This window comes from Bradyrhizobium huanghuaihaiense, from assembly GCF_025200885.1.
Lineage (GTDB): Bacteria > Pseudomonadota > Alphaproteobacteria > Rhizobiales > Xanthobacteraceae > Bradyrhizobium > Bradyrhizobium huanghuaihaiense.
The window spans coordinates 6310604-6330247 of the sequence record NZ_CP104172.1 but is presented as its reverse complement, the minus strand read 5'-3'; the positions used below and the strand labels follow the sequence as shown (position 1 = coordinate 6330247).

At 65.1% G+C, this 19644-nt stretch carries 19 protein-coding genes and 1 pseudogene; 13 read left to right on the top strand and 7 right to left on the bottom strand.

Annotated features, from left to right (window positions below):
• Positions 1–40: 40 nt before the first annotated feature.
• Genes N2603_RS30000 through N2603_RS29990 form a run of 3 tightly spaced genes read left to right on the top strand, consistent with a single transcriptional unit; the run spans position 41 to position 2987 of the window.
• Positions 41–1009, top strand: coding sequence for a Bug family tripartite tricarboxylate transporter substrate binding protein (locus tag N2603_RS30000; RefSeq protein WP_145831311.1), 969 nt, complete (start codon positions 41–43; stop codon positions 1007–1009).
• The gene (locus N2603_RS29995; protein ID WP_260384966.1) at positions 1006–1488 is read left to right on the top strand and encodes a tripartite tricarboxylate transporter TctB family protein; all 483 of its coding nucleotides are present in this window, start codon (positions 1006–1008) and stop codon (positions 1486–1488) included. The genes N2603_RS30000 and N2603_RS29995 overlap by 4 nt, the downstream gene beginning before the upstream one ends.
• Complete coding sequence (locus N2603_RS29990) at positions 1488–2987, top strand: tripartite tricarboxylate transporter permease (protein WP_260384965.1); 1500 nt, start codon at positions 1488–1490, stop codon at positions 2985–2987. The genes N2603_RS29995 and N2603_RS29990 overlap by 1 nt, the downstream gene beginning before the upstream one ends.
• Here the strand turns inward: N2603_RS29990 and N2603_RS29985 are convergent.
• Positions 2984–3580, bottom strand: coding sequence for a LysE family translocator (locus N2603_RS29985; protein ID WP_260384964.1), 597 nt, complete (start codon positions 3578–3580; stop codon positions 2984–2986). The two genes, N2603_RS29990 and N2603_RS29985, sit on opposite strands and share 4 nt — an antisense overlap.
• A 103-nt stretch (positions 3581–3683) precedes the next feature.
• Between N2603_RS29985 and N2603_RS29980 the strand changes: the two genes are divergently transcribed.
• The 7 genes and pseudogenes from N2603_RS29980 to N2603_RS29950 all read left to right on the top strand — a co-directional run bounded on the left by N2603_RS29980 (position 3684) and on the right by N2603_RS29950 (position 11667).
• Positions 3684–4541 (top strand): LysR family transcriptional regulator, encoded by an 858-nt coding sequence (locus tag N2603_RS29980; protein WP_018647733.1) that lies wholly within the window; start codon positions 3684–3686, stop codon positions 4539–4541.
• Between the two features lie 45 nt (positions 4542–4586).
• Positions 4587–5365: pseudogene (locus tag N2603_RS29975) on the top strand (NYN domain-containing protein).
• Between the two features lie 160 nt (positions 5366–5525).
• Entirely contained in the window at positions 5526–7328 is a 1803-nt protein-coding gene (locus N2603_RS29970; protein ID WP_260384963.1) for an adenine deaminase C-terminal domain-containing protein, read from the top strand.
• A 155-nt stretch (positions 7329–7483) separates the two neighbouring features.
• Positions 7484–9268 carry a glyoxylate carboligase gene (gcl, locus tag N2603_RS29965; RefSeq protein WP_260384962.1) on the top strand — a complete coding sequence of 595 codons (1785 nt, stop codon included), beginning with the start codon at positions 7484–7486 and terminating at the stop codon, positions 9266–9268.
• 11 nt (positions 9269–9279) lie between these two features.
• Positions 9280–10065, top strand: a complete 786-nt coding sequence (gene hyi, locus N2603_RS29960; protein WP_260384961.1) for a hydroxypyruvate isomerase — start codon at positions 9280–9282, stop codon at positions 10063–10065.
• 214 nt (positions 10066–10279) lie between these two features.
• Complete coding sequence (locus N2603_RS29955) at positions 10280–11167, top strand: 2-hydroxy-3-oxopropionate reductase (RefSeq protein ID WP_260384960.1); 888 nt, start codon at positions 10280–10282, stop codon at positions 11165–11167.
• A 116-nt stretch (positions 11168–11283) separates the two neighbouring features.
• The gene (locus N2603_RS29950; RefSeq protein ID WP_026312767.1) at positions 11284–11667 is read left to right on the top strand and encodes a DUF1236 domain-containing protein; all 384 of its coding nucleotides are present in this window, start codon (positions 11284–11286) and stop codon (positions 11665–11667) included.
• Between the two features lie 57 nt (positions 11668–11724).
• On the opposite strand, the gene N2603_RS29945 is transcribed toward N2603_RS29950, so the two are convergent.
• From N2603_RS29945 to N2603_RS29935, 3 genes are all read right to left on the bottom strand, one after another.
• The gene (locus tag N2603_RS29945) at positions 11725–12087 is read right to left on the bottom strand and encodes a VanZ family protein (RefSeq protein ID WP_260384959.1); all 363 of its coding nucleotides are present in this window, start codon (positions 12085–12087) and stop codon (positions 11725–11727) included.
• 77 nt (positions 12088–12164) lie between these two features.
• Positions 12165–12761 (bottom strand): thiamine pyrophosphate-dependent enzyme, encoded by a 597-nt coding sequence (locus N2603_RS29940; RefSeq protein WP_260384958.1) that lies wholly within the window; start codon positions 12759–12761, stop codon positions 12165–12167.
• Positions 12762–12769: 8 nt separating this feature from the next.
• On the bottom strand, positions 12770–13315 hold the full coding sequence (locus tag N2603_RS29935) for a thiamine pyrophosphate-binding protein (protein ID WP_260384957.1): 546 nt from the start codon (positions 13313–13315) through the stop codon (positions 12770–12772).
• A 241-nt stretch (positions 13316–13556) separates the two neighbouring features.
• On the opposite strand from N2603_RS29935, the gene N2603_RS29930 reads away from it, so the two are divergent.
• Both N2603_RS29930 and N2603_RS29925 read left to right on the top strand, forming a co-directional pair.
• Positions 13557–14606 (top strand): hydroxyacid dehydrogenase, encoded by a 1050-nt coding sequence (locus N2603_RS29930; RefSeq protein ID WP_260384956.1) that lies wholly within the window; start codon positions 13557–13559, stop codon positions 14604–14606.
• A gap of 116 nt (positions 14607–14722) precedes the next feature.
• Entirely contained in the window at positions 14723–15163 is a 441-nt protein-coding gene (locus tag N2603_RS29925; protein ID WP_260424293.1) for a flagellar basal body rod protein FlgC, read from the top strand.
• 71 nt (positions 15164–15234) lie between these two features.
• Here the strand turns inward: N2603_RS29925 and N2603_RS29920 are convergent, their stop codons facing one another.
• The gene (locus tag N2603_RS29920; RefSeq protein ID WP_260384955.1) at positions 15235–16176 is read right to left on the bottom strand and encodes an ornithine cyclodeaminase family protein; all 942 of its coding nucleotides are present in this window, start codon (positions 16174–16176) and stop codon (positions 15235–15237) included.
• Positions 16177–16341: 165 nt separating this feature from the next.
• On the opposite strand from N2603_RS29920, the gene N2603_RS29915 reads away from it, so the two are divergent.
• The gene (locus N2603_RS29915) at positions 16342–16554 is read left to right on the top strand and encodes a hypothetical protein (RefSeq protein WP_018647720.1); all 213 of its coding nucleotides are present in this window, start codon (positions 16342–16344) and stop codon (positions 16552–16554) included.
• Between the two features lie 2 nt (positions 16555–16556).
• Here N2603_RS29915 and N2603_RS29910 read toward each other — a convergent pair whose 3' ends face one another.
• On the bottom strand, positions 16557–17132 hold the full coding sequence (locus N2603_RS29910; RefSeq protein ID WP_260384954.1) for a GNAT family N-acetyltransferase: 576 nt from the start codon (positions 17130–17132) through the stop codon (positions 16557–16559).
• A 6-nt stretch (positions 17133–17138) separates the two neighbouring features.
• Positions 17139–19496, bottom strand: coding sequence for an Orn/Lys/Arg family decarboxylase (locus tag N2603_RS29905; protein ID WP_260384953.1), 2358 nt, complete (start codon positions 19494–19496; stop codon positions 17139–17141).
• Positions 19497–19644 lie beyond the last annotated feature (148 nt).

Genomic DNA, 19644 nt, shown 5'->3' with positions numbered 1-19644 from the left:
AAACGATCAACACGTCCGCACGAGCCTGGAGAATGCCCCCATGTTTCAGTTTTCCGCGCGCCTTGTCGGCGCAGCCGTCGCGCTGACCCTCGCGGCAGCGACGCCTGCCTTCGCCCAGCAGCTCGAGCTCAAGCTGATGGCGCCGGCAGCCCCGGGCGGGGGCTGGGACCAGACCGCGCGCTCGATGCAGCAGGCGCTGGTCGCTGCGGGCGTGGCGCGCAGCGTGCAGGTCACCAACGTTCCCGGCGCCGGCGGCAGCGTCGGCATCGCGCAGTTCGTCAACGGCGCCAAGGGCGACGGCAACCAGATGATGGTGAACGGCTTCGTCATGGTGGGCGCGCTCGCAATGAACAAGTCGCCGGTGACGCTCGAGCAGGTGACGCCGATCGCGCGCCTCACCGAGGAAATCCAGGTGATCGTGGTGCCCGCGAATTCGCCGATCAAGAATGCGCAGGATCTCGCCGCCGCGGTGAAGGCCGACATCGCCAAGGTGACCTTCGCCGGCGGCTCGGCCGGCGGCGTCGACCATGTGATGGCCGCGCTATTCGCCGGCGCGGTCGGTGCCGACGCCAAGAAGATCAACTACATCCCGTTCTCCGGCGGCGGCGAGTCGCTCGCGGCGATCCTCGGCGGCAAGGTCACCGCGGGCATTTCGGGCTTGAGCGAATATGAAGGGCAGATCAAGTCCGGCAAGCTGCGCGCGATCGGCGTGACCTCGGAGAAGCGCATCGCAGGCAGCGACATCCCGACCTTCAAGGAACAGGGCATCGATCTCGTGATCGCCAATTGGCGTTCGGTGGTCGCGCCTCCCGGCATCACGCCGGAGCAGCGCAAGACCTTGAGCGATGCGGTCGAGAAGATGGTGAAGTCGGACGCCTGGAAGGAGATCCTCAAGCAGAAGGGCTGGGAGGATGCTTATCTCGGCGGCGACGCCTTCGCCGACTTCCTGAAGAAGGAAACCGTGCGCGTTACCGACGTGCTGAAATCGGTCGGCCTCGTCAAGTCATGACCTCAGGCGATCCTGCGCAGCCGCGGCGCGTCGATCGCGCCGGCATCGTCATCGCCGCCTTGCTCGCGCTACTTGCCGCGGTGCTGGTCTGGGACGCGCGCGGCCTGCAGTCCGCCGCGATGTACGGCATGGGGCCGGAGGCGATGCCGGTCGTCGTCGCCACCGGCCTTGCGCTGCTCGCGATCGGCAATTTCATCGACGCCCTGCGCGGCAATCTGCCGGCGCGCGAGAGCGCCGATCCCGTACCAGTTGTCCTGATCCTCATTGGCCTTGCGCTGCTGATCGCCATCATCGGCTTCGGTGGCGGCTTCATCCTGGCGACATCGGCGCTGTTCGTGACCACGTCGGCGGCGTTCGGGCGCCGCGCCGTCCTCGTCGACAGCATCATCGCCCTCGTGATGTCGACCCTCATCTATCTCGCCTTTGACCGCCTGTTGACGCTGAGCCTTCCTGCCGGCCCGCTGGAGCGACTGCTGTGATGGACACTTTTGCCGCGCTGGCCCACGGCATGGCGGTCGCCGTCCAGCCGATGAATTTGCTGTACGCTCTTATCGGCGTGTTCCTCGGCACGGCCGTGGGCGTGCTGCCTGGCATCGGCCCGGCGCTGACGGTCGCGCTGCTGCTGCCGGTGACCTACAAGCTCGATCCCGGCGGCTCGCTGATCATGTTCGCCGGCATCTATTACGGCGGCATGTATGGTGGCTCGACCACCGCGATCCTGATCAACACACCCGGCGAGAGCGCCTCGATGGCGACCGCGCTGGAAGGCAACAAGATGGCCAAGGCTGGCCGCGGCGGCCCGGCGCTGGCGACGTCGGCGATCGGCTCCTTCGTCGCCGGCACCATCGCCACAATTGGCCTTGCGTTCCTTGCGCCATGGCTGGTCGATTTCGCCGTGCGCTTCGGCCCCGAGGATTATTTCGCGCTGATGTGCGTCGCCTTTGTCACGGTGTCGGCGACCTTCGGCGATTCCCCGATCCGCGGCCTCACCAGCCTGTTCATCGGCCTGACGCTCGGCCTCGTCGGCATCGACAAGCTGACCGGCCAGGCGCGGCTGGCGTTCGGCGTCCCCGAACTGCTCGACGGCGTCGAGGTGACGACGCTGGCCGTCGGCCTGTTCGCAGTGGGTGAGGCGCTCTACGTCGCGTCGCGCCGTCACCACAGCGAGGAGAAGCTCGAGCCGGTGCGCGGCTCGCTGTGGATGACCAAGGAGGACTGGAAGCGGTCGTGGAAGCCGTGGCTGCGCGGCACCATGTTCGGCTTCCCGATCGGCGCGCTGCCGGCGGGCGGCGCGGAGATCCCGACCTTCCTGTCTTATTCCACCGAGAAGCGCCTCACGAAACATCCCGAGGAATTCGGCAAGGGCGCGATCGAAGGCGTCGCCGGACCGGAAGCGGCCAACAACGCCTCCGCCGCCGGCACGCTGGTGCCGCTCTTGACGCTGGGACTGCCGACCTCGGCGACGGCCGCGATGATGCTGGCGGGCTTCCAGCAATACGGCCTCAATCCCGGGCCGCTGCTGTTCGCCGAGCGGCCTGACCTGGTGTGGGGCCTGATCGCAAGCCTGTTCATCGCCAACATGATGCTGCTGGTGCTCAACTTGCCGCTGGTCGGCCTGTGGGTGCGGCTGCTCGCGATCCCGCAGCCCTGGCTCTATGCCGGCATCCTCGTGTTCGCGACCATGGGCACCATCGCGGCAAAGCCGTCGGTGGTGGAATTGTCGATGCTGGCCGGGTTCGGCGTGCTCGGCTTCCTGATGCGCCGGTTCGATTTCCCGATCGCGCCCGTTGTGGTCGGCCTGATCCTCGGCCCGATCGCCGAGAGCCAGCTGCGCCGCGCGCTCGCCATCAGCCTCGGCGATCCCATGACGCTGCTGCAGAGCCCGATCTCGGCGACGCTGCTCGGCGTCGCGCTGATCGCGCTGCTGGCCCCCTTCGTGCTGAAGGGGCTCGGCCGGTTCAAGGCGAACGAGGATTAGACGAACGCCAATCCGGCGGCGATCAGCACCGTCAATCCGAGCGCGATGTTGAGAGCGCGCTCGTTCCTGGGCGACAGCGACAATCCGCGCAGGAAGGCTCCAGTGTAGAGCCAGATGATGTCGACCACGATCATCACTGCGATCAGCAACATCCACTTGGTGAAAGCATCGTGCGGGGCGTTGTCCTTGATCAAGGTGTACGATGCCAGCAGCGAGGCGAACGCGAGATAGGCTTTTGGATTCGTCACGCCGAGTAGAAATCCCATCGCGGGCGAGGCGTGCGCGCCGTTGTATGTTCCTGCTTCCCCGATCGGGGACGACGCGATGCTCCAGGCGAGATAGACGAGATAAACTGTGGCTGCGATCGTCATCACGTGCAGCGCGGACGGGAATGTCGCCAGCAACGAAAACAATCCCGCGGCCGTGATGCCGGCGGCCATGGCCAGACCGAGCTGAAGCCCCAGGAAATATCGCAACCCGCCGGCAAAGCCGCGGGCGCGACCGACCGCGAGTAGCGCAGCGATCGCCGGCCCCGGCGATCCCAGCAATCCGACCGCCGCTGTCAGGAATAAGCCCGTTGCAACCGTGTCCATCGCGACGCTCCTCGCATCCGTCAGGACTAGCCGGCTTGTTCTCAATAGAAAAACTAATTATTAAAATGGGACGTATTGGTTTTCTTAATTGCAGGAATGTCCGATGGACGACATCGACGTCAGCTTGCTGCGCTCCTTCGTGGCGGTGGCCGAGACCGGTCGCATGACGACGGCCGCAAAGGTCGTGAACCGGAGCCAGGGCGCGGTCAGCCAGCAGATCAAGCGTCTGGAAGATCTGTTCCGTGCGCCGCTGTTCGAGCGCCACGCCGCCGCCGTGCGGCTGACCCGCAGCGGCGAGCGATTGATGGTTGCCGCCCATCGCATCATCGCGCTGAACGACGAGGTGATGAGCCAGATGCTGGCGGTCGAATTCGCAGGTGAAGTGCGGCTCGGCGTCCCTCATGACGTGGTCGGCATGCTGATGCCGCCGATCCTGCGATTGTTTCGGCAGGATCATCCGAACGTACTGGTCACGCTGGTCAGCGATACCAGCCGCGCCCTGAAGCGCGGCCTCGTCGAGGGCAACGTCGACCTGACGCTGCTCACCGAGCCGCAGCCCGGCGAGGGCGACCGGCTGCTGTTGTCCGACAGGCTGGTCTGGGTTGGCGCCAAGGGTGGCGATGCCCACAAGCGCGATCCATTGCCGATCGCGCTCGGGCAAGAGGACTGCGGTTTTCGCGCTGCAGCCGTGGAGGCCCTGACCAACGCCAAGGTCGAATGGCGGGCGATCTGTCAGGTGGGCAGCCTGGAGCCGGTCTTTGCCACGCTCGAGGCCGACATGGCGATCGCGCCGTTCCTGTCGAGGACGGTCCCCGACCGCCTTGCCGTGTTGACCGGCCCCCATTTGCCAAAGCTGCCAAGGCAGTTTGTCAATCTGAGGCTTCCTTCGACGCGAGTCAGCGCGCTTACGAAAGAGTTCGCGCGCTATATTCGCGAGGGCTTTCACAAGCGTCACGGCTGAATTGGCGCTATCGTCCGATCTCGAATCCATCCCGTGGGGAACGTCATGCCGTCCGAAATTCGCTCGCCCCGTCTCGCCGTCCTGATCGATGCTGACAATACGTCGGCCAAGATCGCGGACGGGCTGTTCGAGGAAATCGCAAAGATCGGCGAGGCCAGCGTTCGCCGCATCTACGGCGATTTCTCCAATGCCCGCTCGAAGGGCTGGGCCGACATTTTGGCGAAGCACGCCATCATCCCGCAGCAGCAATTCGCCTATACGACCGGCAAGAATGCGTCCGACATCACGCTCGTGATCGATGCGATGGATCTGCTGCACAGCGGCCGGTTCGATGGCTTCTGCCTGGTCTCGTCGGACAGCGACTTCACCCGGCTCGCCGCGCGCATCCGCGAGCACGGCATCGACGTGTTCGGGTTCGGCGAGCAGAAGACGCCGGAGAGTTTTCGGCAGGCCTGCCGGAAGTTCGTCTACACCGAGAATTTGCGCGGCGGCGTGGCCAACAATCGGGATGCCGCGTCCGCGCCGCGCTCGCTGCAGCCGCCGGAAGCCGCGACCTCGATCATCAAGAACGTCATCACCCAGGCGGAAAGCGAAGACGGTTGGGTCGAGCTTGGCGTGATTGGAAAGCAGGTGACCAACCTGGCGCCCGATTTCGACCCGCGAACCTACGGATCCCGCAAGTTGATCGACCTCGTGCGCAAGACGAATGCCTTCGACCTCGACCAGTCGAAGGATCGGTGCGCATCCGTGTCAAGCCCGTGACGGTGGCCGCGCCGGTGCCGAAACGGCGCTCTCGGCGAAAGTCCGAGGAAGCCAAGAGCTGATCGCGAGGACGTCGTCCTGCGCATGGCACAAGCCCGCTTTGGCCGAACAGTGGCGCCCACGTTGCCCAATGCGTAAGCACGGGTGCCGTTTTATTTGAGTTGCTCCTGCCGCTGCCGGGGGCAACCATCGCTGGGTTGTCCAATCTCCGCGAGAGTCCCGATGACCAAACTCACCCGTTTCTCGGTCGCGCCGCTGCACAGCATGACGCGGCGCCTCGCCGACGTCGCCTCGGCGCGCGTCGTGCCTGATCTCGTCATATCGGGCGCGCGGGTGCTCTCGACCTATTCTGAGCGTATCCATCCGGGGCGGGAGGTCTGGATCACAGGCGGCCGCATCGCGGCGGTGAAGCCGGCCGGTACGGCGAAGAAGGTGTGGAGTGACGTACCGCTCTATGACGCCGCGGGCGGCATCATCGCGCCCGGCCTTGTCGATCCGCACATTCACATCGAATCCTCGATGGTGACGGCCTGCGCCTATGCCGAGGCAGCGCTGCTCAACGGCACCACGACGATCTTCTGCGACAGTCATGAGATCGGCAACGTCATGGACGTCGCCGGTGTCGAGGCGATGCTGGAGGACGCACGGGAGGCGCCGCTCTCGATCTTCCTGACGGTGCCGAGCACCGTGCCGGCGACCTCGGCGGAACTGGAGACCGCCGGCGGCGACCTCACGCCGGACAAGATCGCCGGCCTGTTCGACCGCTGGCCCGAGGCGGTCGCGCTCGGCGAGAAGATGGATTTCGTGCCTGTCACGATGGGCGACGAGCGCAGCCACGCGATCCTCGCGGCCGCCCTGAAGCGGGGACGTCCGGTGTCCGGCCATGTCTACGGCCGCGAATTCGTTGCGGCCTATGCGGCGAGCGGCGTCACCGACACCCATGAGGCGATCGACCGCGACATCGCCGATGATCTGCTCGACGCCGGCGTCTGGGTATTTTTGCGCGGCGGCCCCCCGACGACGCCCTGGCACTCGCTGCCGCAGGCGATCCGGACGATCATGGAGCTCGGGGCCTCGCACAAGCGCACGGCCGTCTGCACCGACGACCGTGACGCGGATGATCTCCTGCTGTTCGGCCTCGACTGGGTGGTGCGGGAGGCGGTGAAGGCGGGGATGTCGCCGGAGCAGGCTTGGTCGATGGGCTCGCTGCATGGCGCCACGCGCTTTGGCATGGAAGGCGATATCGGCGGGCTCGGCGGCGGCCGCCGCGCTGATCTCGTGCTGATGGACGACCAGCTCAAGCCGCAATGCACCTGGTATGGCGGCGAGCTCGTGGTCGAACACGGCAAGATCACGCCGCGTCTCGATCAGGCGCTGTCGCAGCGCTACCAATATCCGAAGGCGGCCTATGCGACCGTGAAGCTCCCTGAGAAGATGAAGCTCACGCCGGAGCTGCCCGCGAAGGCCTGCACCGTCAACGCCATCAAGACCGCGCTGCCGGGCATCACCTTGATTCACGAGAAGGTGGCGATCGAACCGGCCAAGGACTGGCCGTCGCTGTTCGCGCGCTACGGCCTCTGCTTCGTCACGGTGGTCGAGCGCCACGGCAAATCGGCCGGCAACCTCGCTTATGGCCTGCTGAAAGACTTTGGCCTGAAGCGCGGCGCGGTTGCCTCCAGCGTTGGGCACGACAGCCACAATATCATCGTCGCCGGCACTAACGAGGCCGACATGCAGGTCGCGATCGCAGCGATTAGGGAGCAGCAGGGCGGCGTCTGCGTCGTCGCCGACGGCAAGGTGAGGGCGCTGGTTCCGCTGCCGATCGCGGGGCTCCTGTCCGACAGGCGCGTCACGGAAGTTGCCGAGGAGGTCAAGGCGCTCAAGAAGGAATGGGCGGAGGTCGGCTGCACCATCCCCTACATGGGCTTCAATTTGATTCCGCTATCGGTCATTCCGGAAATTCGTATCACCGACAAGGGCCTCGTCCTGGTGCCGCAGATGGAGCTGGCGCCGCTGTTCGAGTGAAGCGGCTTTCACTGACCGTTTCATCTAACCGATTGAGACATCCGCGGATTTTCCAGCGGCTGCCGCATCGTGGAAAATAAAATCGATCTCGTTGAGATCGCATCCCCCGCATCTGATGATCTCGCTCACTGACTTGAACCTGAGGGAGGTCCGATATGGCGAAGATGCGAGCTGTCGATGCGGCCGTGCGTATCCTGGAGAAGGAAGGCATCTCGACCGCCTTCGGTGTTCCCGGGGCTGCGATCAATCCGCTGTACTCGGCGCTGAAGAAGCGCGGCTCGATCCGCCACATCCTGGCGCGCCATGTCGAGGGCGCTTCGCACATGGCGGAGGGCTACACCCGGGCCAAGGCCGGCAATATCGGCGTCTGCATCGGTACCTCCGGGCCGGCCGGCACCGACATGATCACCGGGCTCTATTCGGCGATCGCCGATTCCATTCCGATCCTCTGCATCACCGGCCAGGCGCCGCGGGCCCGGCTCTACAAGGAGGATTTTCAGGCCGTCGACATCGAGTCGATTGCCAAGCCCGTGACCAAATGGGCGGTGACGGTGCGCGAGCCGGCATTGGTGCCGCGCGTGTTCAGCCAGGCGTTTCACATCATGCGCTCGGGCCGTCCCGGGCCGGTGCTGATCGACATGCCGCTCGACGTGCAGCTCGCCGAGATCGAGTTCGACGACGAGACCTATGAGCCGCTGCCGGTCTACAAGCCCGCCGCGACGCGCAAGCAGGTCGAGAAGGCGCTGGAGATGCTCAACGCCGCCGAGCGGCCGCTGATCGTCGCGGGCGGCGGCATCATCAACGCCGACGCGTCGGACCTGCTGGTCGAATTCGCCGAGATCGCCAACGTACCTGTCGTGCCGACGCTGATGGGGTGGGGCGCGATCCCCGACGATCACGTGCTGATGGCCGGCATGGTCGGCCTTCAGACCAGTCACCGCTACGGCAATGCCACGCTTCTCGAATCCGACTTCGTGCTCGGCATCGGCAATCGCTGGGCCAACCGCCACACCGGCTCGGTCGAGACCTACACCAAGGGCCGCAAGTTCGTTCATGTGGACATCGAGCCGACCCAGATCGGGCGCGTGTTCAATCCCGATCTCGGCATCGTCTCGGACGCAAAGGCCGCGCTCGAGCTGTTCGTTGCCGTCGCCAGGGAGTGGCGGCGGTCAGGCAGGCTTCGCGAGCGCCAGGCGTGGCCCGCTGCCTGCCGCGATCGCAAGAAGACGATGCTGCGCAAGAGCCATTTCGACAACGTTCCGATCAAGCCGCAGCGCGTCTATGAGGAGATGAACAAGGCCTTTGGTCGCGACACCACCTATGTCACCGTGATCGGCCTGTCGCAGATCGCCGGCGCGCAGTTCCTCGGCGTCTACAAGCCGCGCAACTGGATCAACGCCGGGCAGGCGGGCCCGCTCGGCTGGACGCTGCCCGCTGCCCTCGGCGTGCGCGCGGCGTGTCCGGATCGCGAGATCGTCGCGCTGTCGGGCGACTACGACTTCCAGTTCCTGATCGAGGAGCTCGCGGTCGGCGCGCAGTTCAATCTGCCCTACATCCACGTCGTCGTGAACAATTCCTATCTCGGCCTGATCCGCCAGGCCCAGCGCGGCTTCGACATGGATTACCACGTCCAGCTCTCCTTCGAGAACATCAACGCGCCCGAGATCGGCGTCTACGGCGTCGACCATGTCACGGTGGCCGAAGGCCTCGGCTGCAAGGCGATCCGCGTCACCGATCCCAAGGATACCCAGGCCGCATTTGCGACAGCACGCGAATTGATGGCCAAGCACCGCGTGCCCGTGGTGGTCGAGTTCATCCTCGAACGTGTCACTAACATCGCGATGGGCACGGAGATCGACAACATCGTCGAGTTCGAGGAGGTGCTGGATCTGCCGCTCGACGAGGTCGGCACCACGCGCGTGTTGCAGCCGGCGGAATAAAGGAGAGCATCATGCCGAAATTTGCCGCCAACCTCACCATGCTCTTCAACGAGATGCCGTTCCTCGACCGCTTTGCCGCGGCGAAGGCGGCGGGTTTTGCCGGGGTCGAATATCTCTTTCCCTATGATTTCGACAAGGCGCAGCTGCGCGAGCAGCTCGAGGCCCATGGCCTCACGCAGGTGCTGCACAATCTGCCGGCCGGAAATTGGGCCGGGGGCGAGCGCGGCATCGCGATCCTGCCCGACCGCACCGCCGAATTCCGCGACGGCGTGTTCCGCGCCATCGATTATGCCAAGGCGCTCGATTGCGAGCAGGTCAACTGCCTCGTCGGCATCGCGCCTTCCGACGCTGATCCGCGCGAGCTTCAGGAGACGCTGGTCGGCAATTTGCGCTTCGCCGCCTCGACGCTGGCGCGTGAAAATATCAAGCTGCTGGTCGAGCCGATCAACACGCTCGACATTCCCGGCTTCTATCTCAACGGTACCGAGCAGGCGGTGCAACTGATCTCCGAGGTGCGCTCGAACAACCTCTTCATCCAGTACGACATCTATCACATGCAGATCATGGAGGGCGATCTCGCCCGCACCATGCAGGAATATCTGCCCCAGATCGCCCACATCCAGCTCGCCGACAATCCCGGCCGCCACGAGCCCGGCACCGGCGAGATCAACTATCCCTTCCTGTTCCGCCATCTCGACGCGATCGGTTATCGCGGCTGGATCGGCTGCGAATACAAGCCGCGCACCACGACGCTGGAAGGCCTCTCCTGGCACGCGGCACAGACCTTCGAGACCTAAGGAAGACACAGAGGCGGTGCGCTCCCTCTCCCGCTTGCGGGAGAGGGTTGGGGAGAGGGTGTCTCCGCGATGGGGCCTTCTGATGTGTGCCGAGATAATCCCCGGTCGGATAGAGCCCTCACCCGGCACTGCGTGCCGACCTCTCCCGCAAGCGGGAGAGGTGCACTGAGCGCGCGGATGAAACTTCGCCAATGCAACTGAGAGAACATCAGACATGATCGACATCGGCTTCATCGGACTTGGCACCATGGGACGGCCGATGGCCGGCCACCTCCTGGCCGCGGGCCATCGCGTGTTCCTGCATGACGTCGCGCCGGTCGCATCTGAGCTGATCTCTGCGGGCGGCATCGCCTGCAAATCGGCCAGGGAGGTCGCGGAGCAGGCGGACGCCGTCATCATCATGGTGCCGGATACGCCGCATGTGGAGGCCGTGCTGTTCGGCAAGGACGGCGTTGCGAGCGGTATCTCCAAGGGCAAGATCGTCGTCGACATGAGCTCGATCTCGCCGCTGGCGACGAAGGAGTTCGCGAAGAAGATCGAGGCACTGGGTGCGGACTATCTCGACGCGCCAGTGTCGGGCGGGGAGGTCGGGGCGAAAGCCGCGAGCCTCACCATCATGGTCGGCGGTCCCGAGCGGGCCTTCGGCACCATGAAGCCGATCTTCGACAAGATGGGCAAGAACGTCACGCATGTCGGTGCCAATGGCGACGGCCAGACCACGAAGGTCGCCAACCAGATCATCGTCGCGCTGACCATCGAGGCCGTGAGCGAAGCGTTGCTGTTCGCATCGAAGGCCGGTGCGAACCCCGCGCTGGTGCGCAAGGCGCTGATGGGCGGGTTCGCCTCGTCGCGGATTCTCGAGGTGCATGGCGAGCGCATGGTGAAGCGCAATTTCGATCCGGGCTTCCGCATCGAGCTGCATCAGAAGGATCTGAACCTCGCGCTCGAAGGCGCGCGCGCCCTCGGCCTGTCGTTGCCGAGCACTGCGGTGGCGCAGCAATTGTTCTCGTCCTGCACCGCGCATGGCGGCAAGGCCTGGGATCATTCCGCGATGGTGCGGGCGCTGGAACTGATGGCAGGCCACGAGATCGCGGCTAGCTGAACTGTTACGCGGTAACAGTCTCCAGACATGTGATGCATCTTTCGTCGCAGGGGAACCGGAACATGCTCCGGCCCCGCGGGTTGAAGTCGCACAACAATCACTGGAGGCGTAAGGATATGAAAACGCGTCTTGCGATTACGTTGGCCGCCGCGTCGCTGCTGGCGTCGAGCGCGGCCTTTGCCCAGTCGACCACCGAACAGGGCGCCAGGGACGGCGCGCGTGCGGGTGGGGACATTGGCGGCCCGGTCGGCGCGATGGTCGGCGGCACCGTCGGTGCGGCCGTCGGCGCAGGCCTCGAAATTCCGAATGCGGTGCTCGGCGGAATCCCGCGTAGTGATTCCGTCGTGATCCACGAGCGCGTCGTCGTCGGTGAGCCGCTGCCCCCGACCGTGGTGCTGCGGCCCGTGCCGAACTATACCGAGTATCGTTATGCGGTCGTGAACGATCGCCGTGTGATCGTCGAGCCGCGTACGCGCCGCGTCGTCAAGATCATCGATTGATCGGCGCAGCGTCGCATTGTTGAGATCGGGCCCTGCGGAGCGTCGCTCCGCGGGGCCTCAGCTTGTCAGGGCCGAGTTTGCCCGAGACCGGCTCATGACCCAATCGGCGACGGCGGCGAGGGCAAAGCCGATGCAGGCGGTGCCGGCATCGACCAGAAAATCCTCCAGTCGCGCATGGCGCCCCGGCGCCCAGAACTGCATCAGTTCGAGCAGGCCGATCAGGACCACCGAGACGGCCGCCACTGCGAGCCGCCGCTGCCGGTAGGCGAGGCCGAAGGCCAGCCCGACCAGGATAAAGGCGAGCGCGTGCTCGCCGTCCTGGCCGAGGTCGGAATGGGGCCGCAGGCCTGGAGGCCCGAGCGTTGCAAAGATCACGGCGGCGGCGAGCAGCCAGGCAAAGGCGCGAACAAAGAGGGACATCCGCACCGCTTAGCACGGATGGGCAGAGGCCTGCCGCGTGATGCGGATCAGATCGCCGTGTAGTTAATGACCAAACGTTAAAGCGGCTCGCGTACGCCGAGGCCGTGCATGAAGCGTTCCCGGATCTGCACGGGATCGCGCCTCGTGGTGCCGACGCCCGGCTTGTCGTCGATGCGGACTGCGATCAGGCTCGGCTCTGAGGCCAACATGGCCTCGTCGACCAGGCGCTCGAAATCCTCCTCGTCCGCGGCCCAGGAACTCCTGACGAGCCCGGAAGCGGTGGCAATGCCGACGATGTCGGCGACGCCAGCGGCCGGCGTCGGCTGCGCGCCGGTGATCTGGTAGATGCCATTGTCCATCACGATCATGATCAGGTTTTGCGGCTTCAGTGCCGCGATCGTCGAGAGCGCGCCGAGCTGCATCAGGAGCGAGCCGTCGCCTTCGAGCGCGAAGACGCGGCGCTCGGGCTGCGCCAGCGCGACGCCGAGTGCGATCGGGAAGGCGAGACCCATGCTGCCCAGCATGTAGAAATTCTGCGGGCGGTGGCCGGCGGCCCAGAGGTCGAAATTGGTGTTGCCGATGCCGCCGATCACGGCTTCCTCGTGCTTGAGCTTTGCGATCAGACGCGAGGTGACATCGAAGCGGTTCATCACCTTGGTATTGCCAGTGTTCATCGCCGGCCTCACTTGTCAAAAACCTTGCCGCCCGTGAGCAGCGGGTTGAGGATCAGGGCCACCGGCGCCTGCGTGGTGACGGCCTGCTTGATCGAGCGGTCGGCGATGAATTCGAGCTCGTCGAGCCGGGTGATGGTGTGGTGCTCCAGCGCCAGCGAATCCAGCACCGGGCGCATGGTGCGGCAAACCAGCGACTGGCCGTAATTGAACTCGCCAAGCGTGCCGCGCTCTGAGACGAACATGATCAGCGGAATCTGGTAGGGCACCGCGAGCGAGGCGAGCACGTTGGCGAGCGTGGCAAAGCCCGAGGTCTGCATCAGCACCGCGCCGCGCCGTCCGCCCATCCAGGCGCCGGAGACGATGCCGACGGCCTCTTCCTCGCGGGCGGTGGCGAAGGTGGTGAAGAAGGGATCGGCGTGCAAATTCTTGATCAGCGGCGTCAGCACGCGGTCGGGCACGTAAGGGATCAGGCTGATCTCGTTCCGCTTCAGGGTCTGCAGGACGATGCCATGCCAGCTTCTGTCGCTGGTCGCCTGCTGTTCCGCAATCGCCATTGCGTTCTCCCTTCGGCCGCACATGCTTCTTGGTTCTGGCCGTCGCGGCGATCTGCCGAACTTGACGCAGGCAGCGGGATTGTCAACATGTCCGGGCCGGCACCGTGATCTGCGCCAGACGGCCTGCCGTGGCCGGCACCGCCATGGCATAAGCGGCTACAACCAGAAAGCTGGAGGGGCACGGACGGGCGCGCATCGCGCTGACCTTGCGGATCTCCTCGATCGAGCCGGAAGGGTCCTGATGTCCGTCAACAGCAAGCGCGTCTTCTACGTCAAATATCTGGCCAACCCGATCTATATCGACATCCTGAAGGCGCGGCCCGACGTGCGGCTCGACCGCATCGAGAACGAGAGCCCTGAAGATGTCTACGCGCCGATCCTGAGCGCGGCGCATGTCTACCAGATCGGCGCCGCGCGCGACGAGCTCGCCCCGCATTTCCATGTCGATGCCGCCTTCCTGAAGCGCACGCCGAATTTGCTGCTCGTCTCCAGCAACGGTGCCGGCTTCGACCCTGTCGATGTCGAGGCCTGCACGGAGGCGGGCGTCCTGGTTGTCAACCAGTCCGGCGGCAATGCCCATTCGGTCGCCGAGCACGCGCTGGCGATGATGCTGACGCTGTCCAAGCGCATCATCCAGTCCGACCGCCGCCTGCGCCGCGAGCGCGACGTCAACCGCAACGAGCTCGTCGGCAACGAGGTCGAGCACAAGACCGTCGGCATCGTCGGCCTCGGCAATGTCGGCCGCCGCATCGCCGCGCTCTGCAAGGGGCTGCTCGGCATGAAGGTGCTGGCCTATGATCCCTATTTGTCGGCCGAGGTGATGGCGGAGCGGGGTGGCGAGAAGGTCGAGCTCGACGAGCTCTTGCGCCGCGCCGATTTCGTCTCGATCTCCTGCCCGCTCGACAAGAAGAGCCGCAACATGATCAGCACGCGCGAATTCGCGCTGATGCAGCCGCATGCCTACTTCATCACCACCGCCCGCGGCTTCATCCACGACGAGGACGCGTTGCTGCAGGCGCTACGCGACAAGCGCATCGCCGGCGCCGGCCTCGACGTCTGGTCCAAGGAGCCGCCGCCGCCGGAGCATCCGCTGCTCCAGCTCGACAACGTGCTGGCGAGCCCGCACACCGCCGGCGTCACGATCGAGGCGCGTCAGAACATGGGCCGCATCGCCGCCGAGCAGGTGCTGGAGACGCTCGACGGCAAGCGCCCGCCGCGCATCATCAATCCCGAGGTCTGGCCGCGCTATGCCGAACGCTTCAAGCAGGCGTTTGGCGTGACGCCGGGGTAGGGTGCGCGAAGTCCAATCGCGTGCCGATCGTTGGTTACGAGGACGACAACAGAAAGCGGCGGATTTTACTGATGGCGTGAATGAACGCGTATGACTTGTCCTGTACATCAGCGTTCATGAGCATACTTTCGATTGCGACATCCGGACTTTCTGCGGCGAGCCTGCGCGTGAGCGTGGCCGCGAGCAACATTGCCAACATCAGCACGACCGGCCCGCTGCCAGCATCAGGTGGATCGAGCACATCGGCCGGTGCGGGCATCGCTCCGACGTTTCCGGCCGCCTATGTGCCGCTGCGGGTTGATCAGGTCTCCCAATGGAGCGGCTCGACACCCGGCGGGACGATCGCGACCGTGTCGGCGGTTTCGCCGAGCTATACCGCGCAGTCGGATCCGAGCGCTCCCTTCGCAAACCAGGACGGCCTGGTCGCCGCGCCGAATGTCGATCTCGCCAATGAGTTCGTTGAGCTGGCGACCGCAAAGTACAGCTTCATTGCCAACGCGAAGGTCATTCAAGCCTACGCCGAGACCGAAGACACACTCCTCGATATCAAAGCGTGATGGCTGATGCCGGCCCAGTCTTGCCGGCGTCGCGTCCGTTCGCCTCCACCGGCATAGCGCCGGGTAGGCGCCTACCCCAACTTCGCGCCGAGCTGCTGGAACACGGCCTCGCAGGTCATGAGATCAAGATGGCCGCCGCCCGCATTCTTGAAGAACGTGATGTCGGACGATGACGTTCGCCCCTGCACGCGGCCGCCGGCGAGATCGTAGAGGTCGCCGAGGACGTCCGCTTCGCTGATCGCACCGCTCGCGATCGGCTGCAGGATGTCGCCGACGCCATGGAAGGCGGATTCCCTGCGATCCACGAAGACGCGCGACATCTTTGCCGCTTCGTCGTCAGCCTCACGCGTTTGCGGCGTGTAACCGCCGACGAGGTCCAGATGCGTGCCCGGCCGCAAATTGCGGCCCTTGATCAGCGGCTGATGCGCGCGGGTGCAGGTGGTGATGACGTCAGCCTCGCGCGTCGCGGCGTCGAGGTTCGTGACCGTTTGCACCTTTACGCCGTCCTTCGCCAAACGCTGAGCGAGATCCGCGGCCCGGTCCAGGCTCCGATTCCAGATCAGCACGCGCTCGAGCGACGGTCGCACGGTGCGATGGCCCCGGATCAGCCATTCGGACATCTCCCCGGCGCCGACGCAAAGCAGCGTCTCGGGATTGGGCGGAGCGAGCAGTTTCGTGCCCAGCGCGGAATCGGCTGCGGTGCGCCAATGCGTGATTTCGGTGCCGTCCATCGCCGCCAGCGGCCGTCCGTTGGTGCCGTCGAACAGCACGCAGACGGCCTGCACCGCCGGCATCTTGCCTTCGGCCAGATTGGCCGGGAAGCTGGTGAACATCTTGCTCGCCATGTAGCGGCCGGGATCGACGGCGCTGCGGATGACGTACTGCCCTTTCTCGTCGCCGAGGAAGGCGTCCAGCACCTCCATCTTCGGCCGGCGGTGCGCTTCCTCCAGAGCTGCGATGAGGATCGGAAAGGTCAGAACGTTCGTGACTTCGGTATCGGAGACAAAGTGCAAGGGGGAAATCCTCATGGGCGATCGGCACTTGCCCATAAACCCGCGCGGTGGGTTCCGCAACGAGTCTTCGGCCGGGACTCGCTAAGCCTTGATCCGCGTCAAAATCTTCTTCCCCCGTCCGGCCTAAATGGGATTAGAGTGCCGCCGGGGCAGCAGGGAGGTCCCATGTCAACTTTTGTGGTCAAGTTCATGAAGGACGTGCTCGGCCAGTACGGCCGCGAGATCGAGGTCTGCCAAGGCACGCTCGAGATCGATGCCGCCGACGAGGACGAGGCCAGGGAACGTGCGAAAGTGAAGTTCTGCAAGGACCAGGCGTTGCATCATTGGTCGCTGCATGCCGATCGCATCCACGTCAGACCGGCTGACTTTCCCTCGTAGGGCTATCGCCCGGGCGCCGTGACCGGCGGGGGCGCCGTCGTCCCCGTGCCGAGCGAGCGTTGCACCATGACAGTGTCGGACCAGCGGCCGTGGCGATAGGCAACGCCGCCGAGCAGGCCGGCGCGCGCGAAGCCGAACTTCTCGTGCAGCGCCAGCGAGGGGGCGTTGTCGGCATCGATATAGCCGATCAGTTGGCGAAAACCTGCCGCGGCACAGGCATCGATCATTGCCCCGAGCAAAAGCCGTCCCACACCACGACCGAGATGACCGTGGTGCACATAGATCGAGTGCTTGGCGGTGTAGCGATAGGCCGGACGCTTGCGGAACAACACGGCATAGGCATAGCCGACGACCTCGCCGCGATAGGTCGCGACCAAATGGGGCAGGCGGGTCTGTTTCAGGTTCTTGCGCCGGTCGCGCAAGTCATCCGGCTCGGGCGCGCCGGTTCCTTCGACGTCGCGCGGCACGCCATTGCGGACGTGATGGCGGTAGATCGCCAGCATCGCCTCGACATCGCTCTCGCGTGACGGCCTGACCAGGACGGGTTCGTCACTCGCGCGCGCAGCTGGTTCGTTCATCGGCACCTACTCTGCAACGACGTAGGTATAGAGCCCAATGCGCCCCTGGGCATCGATCTCCTTGTAGACGCCCTGGATCTCGACGTCGAAGCCCGGGAAGGTGTTGAAGCAGGTCTCGAACATCTTGAGGTAATCGATCATGGGCTTGGCTCGCTCCGTCAGCCGCTCGCCGGGCACGATGGTGGCAATGCCGGGCGGGTAGACCACGAAAGGCGTGGTGGCGATGCGGCCTGCGATCGCCTCGATCGGGAGATAGTCGACGTCGTTCTTGAACAGATAGCGCGCGGCATCGCGGGGCGACATCGCGATCTCGGGCATGTGCTCGGGCATGAACTGCCGCGCCTGGAGCGCGCTGACATCGGCGGCGCGGAAGAAGCGGTGCATGTCGCCGCAGAGGTCGCGCAGGCGCACGCCGGCATAGCGCGCCTGCCGCCGCTGATAAAATTCCGGGATCGCGTCTGCCAGCAGCGCATTGTCGTCATGCAGCCGCTTGAACGCGACGAGACCGGAGATCAGCGTGCCGGCCTTGCTCGCCTCGACGCCGGGGGTGAGCAGGAAGAGCATGGAGTTGAGATCGTTCTTCTCGGGGACGATGCGGTTCTCGCGCAGATATTGCGCGACGACCGGCGCGGGGATGCCATGCTCGGCATAGGCGCCGGTCGCACGATCGAAACCCGGCGTGAGCAGGGTCAGCTTGTTCGGATCGGTCATGGCAAAGCCTTCCGCAAGATCCGGAAAGCCGTGCCAGTTGGTATCAGGAGAGAGCTGCCACAGCGCAGGATTGGTGGCGAGCTCGTCGGTGGAGAGGGTCTCCCAGGCGACGTTATGCGCGGCACCGGGGCGGCTGACATCGGGAATGGCGACGCGGTCGGGAACGAAGGGCTCGAAGAACCAGCGGCGGTCCGGATTTTGCTCCTTCTCCTCGAACTCCCGGCGCATCGCGCGGACCTTCTTGCGCAGCTCGATGCCGAGGCGGATCGTGTCGTCCCACAGCACTTCGCCGGAGCGCCCCTTCATCATCTGCGCGCCGACGTCGAGCGAGGCGAACAGCGGATAGAAGGGCGAGGTCGAGGCATGCTGCATGAAGCTCTCGTTGAAGCGGCGGTGCTCGACGCGCCGCTTCTGGCCGCGAATGTGGCGGTCCTTGATGTGGATCTGCGAGGCCTGCGAGAAGCTCGCGAGCTGCTTGTGGGTCGACTGCGTCGCGATGATGCCCGGCGCTTCAGGGGCCAGGTTCGCAAGGCCCATGGCGAAGCGGCCGGCATAGAGCGGGTGGAATTTCATGAAGCCGGCCCAGGCCTCGTCAAACAGGATGTAGTCGCAGAGATGGCCGATGCGCTTGATGATCATCTCGGCGCTGTGGATCGAGCCGTCATAGGTGCACTGCTCGACCACGGCGACGCGGAACGGCCGCTCGTTGCGCCAGGCGTCGCGATCCTTCACCAGCGGATGGTTGCGGATCGCCTCGCGCAGGGTCTTCTCGTCGAGCATGTCCCAGCGCATCGGGCCGATCAGGCCCCAGGCGTTGCGGACGGTCGGGACGTAGACCGGGATGCCGCCATTGATCATCAGCGCGCCGTGATGGGCGGCCTTGTGGTTGTTGCGGTCGAACAGCACGAGATCGCCGTCGGTGACGAGGGCGCCGAGCGCGACCTTGTTGGAGGTCGAGGTGCCGTTGAGCACGAAATAGGTCTTTTCCGCGCCGAAGATCGCCGCCGCTTCCTTCTGCGCCTTCAGCGCCGGGCCCTCATGGGTGAGGAGGTCGCCGAGGTCGAGCACGGAATTGTCGAGGTCGTCGCGGAACACGGACTCGCCGAGATGTTCGACGAACACCCGCCCGATCGGGCTGCGATTGTAGAACACGCCGCCGTTGTGGCCCGGACAGGTCCAGAGCTGGTTGCCTTCCTCGGCATAGTCGACCAGCGCGCCGAAGAACGGCGTCTTCAGCGTCTCGGCATACTGCTTGAGCCGGCTGATCAGGTTCTTGGCGATGAAGGGCGGCGTCTCCTCGGACAGGAAGACATAGCCGTCGATGAAGTCGAGCACCTCGACCGGCAGGTCCTCGAACCGCTTGCGCCGGATCAGCAGGATGATCGGGAAGTCGAGGCCGCGCCGCCGCATCAGATTGATCAGCGCCGAGGTCTTGCCCTCCAACCCCTTCTTGCCCCAGTCCACCACCATGCAGCCGATCGCGGCATCGGTCTGCACCGCCATCTCGGCGTCCTCCAGCTTGCGGGCGCGGACCACCTCGAAGCCGGAACGCTGGATCTCCTCGATGATCTGGTTGAAGCGGACGCCCTCGAGGTCGTCGGCGTCGAACATGGGGGCTGCGAACAGGAAGTTGAAGCGCTTGAAATAGTCCATTGTCGGTCCCGAATATGCTGGAGACACAGCTCTCGGCACATTCGATGACAGTTGGATGACAAGAGCGAGTCTGGCCTGCGGCGTCTCAACTTGATCCGTCATCCTGAGGCGCGATGATGGGACCGGAGCGTCCCATCGGCAGCCTCGA

Bases quoted from the DNA above. Each gene is read 5' to 3' on its own strand.
- N2603_RS29950 (WP_026312767.1), top strand. From the start codon at position 11,284: ATGAAAACGCGTCTTGCGATTACGTTGGCCGCCGCGTCGCTGCTGGCG.
- N2603_RS29985 (WP_260384964.1), bottom strand. From the start codon at position 3,580: ATGGACACGGTTGCAACGGGCTTATTCCTGACAGCGGCGGTCGGATTG.
- N2603_RS29945 (WP_260384959.1), bottom strand. From the start codon at position 12,087: ATGTCCCTCTTTGTTCGCGCCTTTGCCTGGCTGCTCGCCGCCGCCGTG.
- N2603_RS29935 (WP_260384957.1), bottom strand. From the start codon at position 13,315: ATGGCGATTGCGGAACAGCAGGCGACCAGCGACAGAAGCTGGCATGGC.
- N2603_RS29970 (WP_260384963.1), top strand. From the start codon at position 5,526: ATGACCAAACTCACCCGTTTCTCGGTCGCGCCGCTGCACAGCATGACG.
- N2603_RS30000 (WP_145831311.1), top strand. From the start codon at position 41: ATGTTTCAGTTTTCCGCGCGCCTTGTCGGCGCAGCCGTCGCGCTGACC.
- N2603_RS29995 (WP_260384966.1), top strand. From the start codon at position 1,006: ATGACCTCAGGCGATCCTGCGCAGCCGCGGCGCGTCGATCGCGCCGGC.
- N2603_RS29910 (WP_260384954.1), bottom strand. From the start codon at position 17,132: ATGAACGAACCAGCTGCGCGCGCGAGTGACGAACCCGTCCTGGTCAGG.
- N2603_RS29990 (WP_260384965.1), top strand. From the start codon at position 1,488: ATGGACACTTTTGCCGCGCTGGCCCACGGCATGGCGGTCGCCGTCCAG.
- N2603_RS29940 (WP_260384958.1), bottom strand. From the start codon at position 12,761: ATGAACACTGGCAATACCAAGGTGATGAACCGCTTCGATGTCACCTCG.
- N2603_RS29925 (WP_260424293.1), top strand. From the start codon at position 14,723: ATGAGCATACTTTCGATTGCGACATCCGGACTTTCTGCGGCGAGCCTG.
- gcl (WP_260384962.1), top strand. From the start codon at position 7,484: ATGGCGAAGATGCGAGCTGTCGATGCGGCCGTGCGTATCCTGGAGAAG.
- N2603_RS29915 (WP_018647720.1), top strand. From the start codon at position 16,342: ATGTCAACTTTTGTGGTCAAGTTCATGAAGGACGTGCTCGGCCAGTAC.
- N2603_RS29930 (WP_260384956.1), top strand. From the start codon at position 13,557: ATGTCCGTCAACAGCAAGCGCGTCTTCTACGTCAAATATCTGGCCAAC.
- N2603_RS29905 (WP_260384953.1), bottom strand. From the start codon at position 19,496: ATGGACTATTTCAAGCGCTTCAACTTCCTGTTCGCAGCCCCCATGTTC.
- N2603_RS29955 (WP_260384960.1), top strand. From the start codon at position 10,280: ATGATCGACATCGGCTTCATCGGACTTGGCACCATGGGACGGCCGATG.
- hyi (WP_260384961.1), top strand. From the start codon at position 9,280: ATGCCGAAATTTGCCGCCAACCTCACCATGCTCTTCAACGAGATGCCG.
- N2603_RS29980 (WP_018647733.1), top strand. From the start codon at position 3,684: ATGGACGACATCGACGTCAGCTTGCTGCGCTCCTTCGTGGCGGTGGCC.